Raw genomic sequence first — 5,102 nt, forward strand, 5'->3', positions numbered from 1 at the left:
CGTACAATGTTTCCGTTCCCGTCGCTCTTCCGATCCCCCACAATGTCCCGGTGATCAACCATCCGACGGTGCGCCGGCTGCGCGCGGCGGTCCGCCCGGCCGACGGCCCGGGCACCGCGCCGCCGCCCCGGCCGACCCGGCGCGGCCAGGCCTTCGACGTGGCCCTGGCCCTCTTCCTCGCCTTCACCGGCGGGCGCTACGCGACCATCGCGGGCGGCCCGCACGGAACGGCGCTGTCCTGGCTGCTGCTGCTGGTGCCGCTCGTCCCGCTGCCGCTGGTCCTGCGCCGCCGCTACCCGCTGGCGGTGCTGTGGACGGTGCTGCCGGCCGCGCTGCTGGTCCGGCACCAGTCGCAGGACATCGCGTACTCGGCGGGCGTGGCGGTGGTCGTCGCCGCGTACAGCGCCGCCGCGTACGGGCGCCGCCCCCGGGCCCTGCTGCTCGGCCTGCCGGCCGCCACCGCCGCCCTGGTGGTGCTCTTCTCCGCGGCCAAACTGCCGCACTTCCCCAACGGGGTGATCGCCGTCCTGCTCCTGGTGCCGGTGTTCGCGGTCGCGTACGAACTGCGGATGTGGCGCCGCCGGGTGGAGGAGGGACGGGAGCGGCTCTCCGCCCTGGAGCGCGAGCAGCTGGCCGCGCTGCAGCGCGCGGTGGAGCTCGAACGGGCCAGGATCGCCCGGGAGTTGCACGATGTCGTCACCCACAACGTGAGCATGATGACGATCCAGGCCGGGGCGGCCCGCAAGATCCTGGACACCGCGCCGGAGAGGGCCCGCGAGGCGATGCTCGCGGTGGAGTCCGGCGGCCGCGCGGCGATGACCGAACTCCGTCACGTGATGGGCCTGTTGACCATCGACTCGGAGAGCGCCGACAACCCGGCCGCCGGGGCCGGCCTCAGCCCGCAGCCGGGCCTCGGCCGGCTGGAGACGCTGGTCCACGGCGTCCGGCAGGCCGGGCTGCCGGTCGAGCTGACCGTCCGCGGCGAGCGCCGCGCCGTCCCGCCCGGGGTCGAGCTGGCCGCCTACCGGGTCGTCCAGGAGGCGCTCACCAACACCGTCAAGCACGCGGGCGGCGCCCACGCCGCGGTGACCGTCGAGTACGCCCCCGACCGGCTGCTGGTGGAGGTCACCGACACCGGAGGACGCCCCACCGGCGCCGCCGCCACCGGCAACGGACGCGGCCTGCTCGGCCTGCGCGAACGCCTCGCCGTCTACGGCGGCACCCTGCACACCGACCCCCGGCCGCGCGGCGGCTACCGCGTCAAGGCCCTGATTCCCCTGGAGAGTTCATGACCGAGCAGCCGCTGCGGGTGGTGGTCGCCGATGACCAGGCCCTGGTCCGCACCGGGTTCCGGCTGATCCTGGAGTCGGAGGGCATCGAGGTGGTGGCCGAGGCCGAGGACGGCGAGCAGGCCGTCGCCGCCGTCCGCCGCTGCCGGCCGGACGTGGTGCTGATGGACATCCGGATGCCCGGCCTGGACGGGCTGGAGGCCGCCCGCCGGATCCTGGCGGACGGCGCGCAGGAGCCGCCGCGGATCATCATGCTGACCACCTTCGACCTCGACCACTACGTCTACGCGGCGATGGCCGCCGGGGCCAGCGGCTTCCTGCTGAAGGACGTCACCCCGGAGCACCTGGCGGCCGCCGTCCGGCTGGTCCGCACCGGGGACGCGCTGCTCGCCCCGGCGATCACCCGCCGTCTGGTCGAGCGCTTCGCCCGCCCGGAGAGCCCGGCCGGCCCCGCCGCCCCGCACCGGGAGCTGGGCACGCTCACCCCGCGCGAGCTGGAGGTGACGGGGCTGCTCGCCCGCGGCCTCAGCAACGCCGAACTCGCCGCCCGACTGGGGCTGTCCGAGGCGACGGTGAAGACGCACGTGGCCCGGATCCTCGGCAAGCTGGGCCTGCGGGACCGGGCCCAGGTGGTGGTCGCGGCGTACGAGACCGGGCTGGTCAGCGTGGGGTCCGTCGCCGATCCGGCTCGGGGCCGGTGACGCGCGACGGGAGCCCGGGGCCTCGCCGCCCCGGGCTCCCGTCGTCAGGCGCCGCGGATCAGCGGAGGTCGAAGCGGTCCGCGTTCATGACCTTGACCCAGGCCGCGACGAAGTCCTCGACGAACTTCTCCTTGGCGTCGTCGGCCGCGTACACCTCGGCGACGGCCCGCAGTTCGGCGTTCGAGCCGAAGACCAGGTCGGCGCGGGTGCCGGTCCAGCGCACCCGGCCCGAACCGTCCCGGCCCTCGAAGGTGTGGGCGTCCTCCGAGGTGGCCTTCCACGCGGTGTCCAGGTCCAGCAGGTTGACGAAGTAGTCGTTCGTCAGCACGCCGGGGGTCCCGGTGAGCACACCGTGCGTGGACCCGCCGTGGTTGGCGCCCAGCACGCGCAGGCCACCGACCAGGACGGTCAGCTCGGGCGCGCTGACGCCCAGCAGGTTGGCCTTGTCGAGCAGCAGGTACTCGGCCGGCAGCCGGTTGCCCTTGCCGACCCAGTTGCGGAAGCCGTCCGCCTTGGGCTCCATCGCGGCGAAGGACTCGGTGTCGGTCAGCTCCTGCGGCGCGTCCACCCGGCCGGGCGCGAACGGCACCTCGACGGCCAGCCCGGCCGCCCTGGCGGCCTGCTCGATGCCGACGCCGCCGGCCAGCACCACCAGGTCCGCGAGCGAGACCCGCTTGTCGCCGGCCTGCGCGTCGAACTCCTGCTGCACGCCTTCCAGGGCGCGCAGCACCGTGGCCAGCCGGTCGGGCTCGTTGACCTCCCAGCCGATCTGCGGCTGGAGCCGGATGCGGCCGCCGTTGGCCCCGCCGCGCTTGTCGCTGGAGCGGAAGGAGGAGGCCGCCGCCCAGGCGGTGGAGACCAGTTCGGACACCGACAGGCCGGTGGCGTTGATCCGCCGCTTGAGGTCGGCGACATCGGCCGCGCCGATCGGCCGGTACGTGACCCCCGGCAGCGGGTCCTGCCAGAGCAGGTGCTCGCCCGGGACCTCGGGGCCGAGGTAGCGGACCACCGGGCCCATGTCGCGGTGGGTCAGCTTGTACCAGGCGCGGGCGAAGGCGTCGGCGAACTCCTCCGGGTTCTCCAGGAAGCGCCGGGAGATCGGCTCGTAGACCGGGTCGAAGCGCAGCGACAGGTCCGTGGTGAGCATGATCGGCACGTGCCGCTTGGCCGGGTCGTGGGCGTCCGGGACGGTGCCCTCGCCGCCGCCGTCCTTGGGCTTCCACTGGTGCGCGCCGGCCGGGCTCTTGGTGAGCTCCCACTCGTAGCCGAACAGCGTCTCGAAGAAGCTGTTGTCCCAGGTGATCGGGGTGGGCGTCCAGGTGCCCTCCAGACCGCTGGTGATCGCGTCGCCGCCGACGCCGGTGCCGAAGGTGCTCTTCCAGCCGAGGCCCTGCTGCTCGATCGGGGCATCCTCGGGGGCCGGGCCGACGCTGTCGGCCGGGCCGGCGCCGTGGGTCTTGCCGAAGGTGTGGCCGCCGGCGATCAGCGCGACGGTCTCCTCGTCGTTCATCGCCATCCGGTAGAAGGTCTCGCGGATGTCGCGGGCGGCGGCGATCGGGTCCGGGTTGCCGTTGGGGCCCTCGGGGTTGACGTAGATCAGGCCCATCTGGACGGCGGCCAGCGGGCTCTCCAGCTCGCGGTCGCCGGTGTAGCGCTCGTCGCCGAGCCAGGTGGTCTCCGGGCCCCAGTAGACGTCCTCGTCCGGCTCCCACTCGTCGACCCGGCCGCCGCCGAAGCCGAAGGTGGCGAAGCCCATGCCCTCCAGGGCCACGTTGCCGGACAGGATGATCAGGTCGGCCCAGGACAGGGCGCGCCCGTACTTCTTCTTCACCGGCCACAGCAGGCGGCGGGCCTTGTCGAGGCTGGCGTTGTCGGGCCAGCTGTTCAGCGGGGCGAAGCGCTGCTGGCCGCCGCCGGCGCCGCCGCGGCCGTCGCTGATCCGGTAGGTGCCGGCGCTGTGCCAGGCCATCCGGATGATGAAGGGGCCGTAGTAGCCGAAGTCGGCCGGCCACCAGTCCTTCGAGGTGGAGAGGGCCTCCTGGATGTCCCGCTTGACGGCCGGGAGGTCGAGGGTCTTGAAGGCCTCGGCGTAGTCGAATCCGCCACCGAGCGGATTGGCCACCGCCGGGTTCTTCGCGAGGATCTTCAGGTTGAGCCGTTCCGGCCACCACTGGCGGTTCCCGCCGCCCTGGGTGGGGTGCGGCGCCCGCCCGTGGTTCACCGGGCAGCCCTCCGCGTTCGCCTCTACGCCGGTTGCATCGTGGTTGTCAGACATGGGAATCCTTCCCTCACAAGGCGGATCACGGTGTCTTCATCTGCTACCTACGGCACCTACTGCTGCTGTCTGGTCCTGGCGCGCCGCGTGTTGCCACTGCTGTCACTGCCCGCCGTTGCGCACGGCAGTGACGGGAGTCACGTGCTGCTGCCACCCAGGCTAGCGCCGGAGCCGATCCTACGATGGACGGATTCCAAGTCAAGAAAGACACCAAAGCCATATCCGATCGGGAACCGGAAGGCACCGGAGGTGAATTGGTAAACTCCGGTCCTCCCCTTGACCTGAATAGGTGAACCGATATGAGTGACCTGCTGGAGCGGCTGCGCGGGCGCGGCTGGCGCCTCACCTCCCAGCGGCGTGTCGTGGCCGAGGTCCTGGACGGCGAGCACGTGCACCTGACCGCCGACGAGGTGCACGCCCGGGCGGCGGAGCGCCTCCCGGAGATCTCCCGGGCGACGGTCTACAACACGCTCGGTGAACTGGTCACCCTGGGCGAGGTCGTCGAGGTGGCCACCGACGGGCGCGCCAAGCGCTACGACCCGAACGCCCACCACCCCCACCAGCACCTGGTCTGCACCGGCTGCGGCGCCATCCGCGACGTCCACCCGCGGGGCAATCCGCTCGCCGACCTTCCGGCCGAGCAGCGCTTCGGATTCGCCGTGGTGCAGGCGGAGGTCACCTACCGGGGACTGTGCCCGGACTGCGCGGGCTGATCGCCCCGGCGGCCGGCCGGACGCGGGACGGTGCCCGGCGGCGCGGCCCCGGGCAGCGGCGGCGCGGCCCCGGGCACCGGGGGCGGGACGCGGGCACCGGGGGCGGGACGCGGGCACCAGATCG

4 protein-coding genes are annotated in these 5,102 nt (G+C 73.4%); 3 read left to right on the top strand and 1 reads right to left on the bottom strand.

What is annotated here, in order from left to right:
- Nucleotides 1-53 precede the first annotated feature (53 nt).
- Both ACIQOV_RS26860 and ACIQOV_RS26865 read left to right on the top strand, forming a co-directional pair.
- On the top strand, nucleotides 54-1,292 hold the full coding sequence (locus ACIQOV_RS26860; protein ID WP_401052695.1) for a sensor histidine kinase: 1,239 nt from the start codon (nucleotides 54-56) through the stop codon (nucleotides 1,290-1,292).
- On the top strand, nucleotides 1,289-1,990 hold the full coding sequence (locus ACIQOV_RS26865) for a response regulator (RefSeq protein ID WP_401052686.1): 702 nt from the start codon (nucleotides 1,289-1,291) through the stop codon (nucleotides 1,988-1,990). Before ACIQOV_RS26860 ends, ACIQOV_RS26865 begins: the two co-directional genes overlap by 4 nt.
- A gap of 58 nt (nucleotides 1,991-2,048) precedes the next feature.
- Here ACIQOV_RS26865 and katG read toward each other — a convergent pair whose 3' ends face one another.
- On the bottom strand, nucleotides 2,049-4,265 hold the full coding sequence (gene katG / locus ACIQOV_RS26870) for a catalase/peroxidase HPI (protein ID WP_401052689.1): 2,217 nt from the start codon (nucleotides 4,263-4,265) through the stop codon (nucleotides 2,049-2,051).
- Between the two features lie 299 nt (nucleotides 4,266-4,564).
- Here katG and ACIQOV_RS26875 point away from each other — a divergent pair, with 299 nt between their 5' ends.
- Nucleotides 4,565-4,978 carry a Fur family transcriptional regulator gene (locus ACIQOV_RS26875; protein ID WP_401052692.1) on the top strand — a complete coding sequence of 138 codons (414 nt, stop codon included), beginning with the start codon at nucleotides 4,565-4,567 and terminating at the stop codon, nucleotides 4,976-4,978.
- Nucleotides 4,979-5,102 lie beyond the last annotated feature (124 nt).

This window comes from Kitasatospora sp. NPDC091257, from assembly GCF_044757675.1.
GTDB classification, from domain to species: domain Bacteria; phylum Actinomycetota; class Actinomycetes; order Streptomycetales; family Streptomycetaceae; genus Kitasatospora; species Kitasatospora lactacystinica.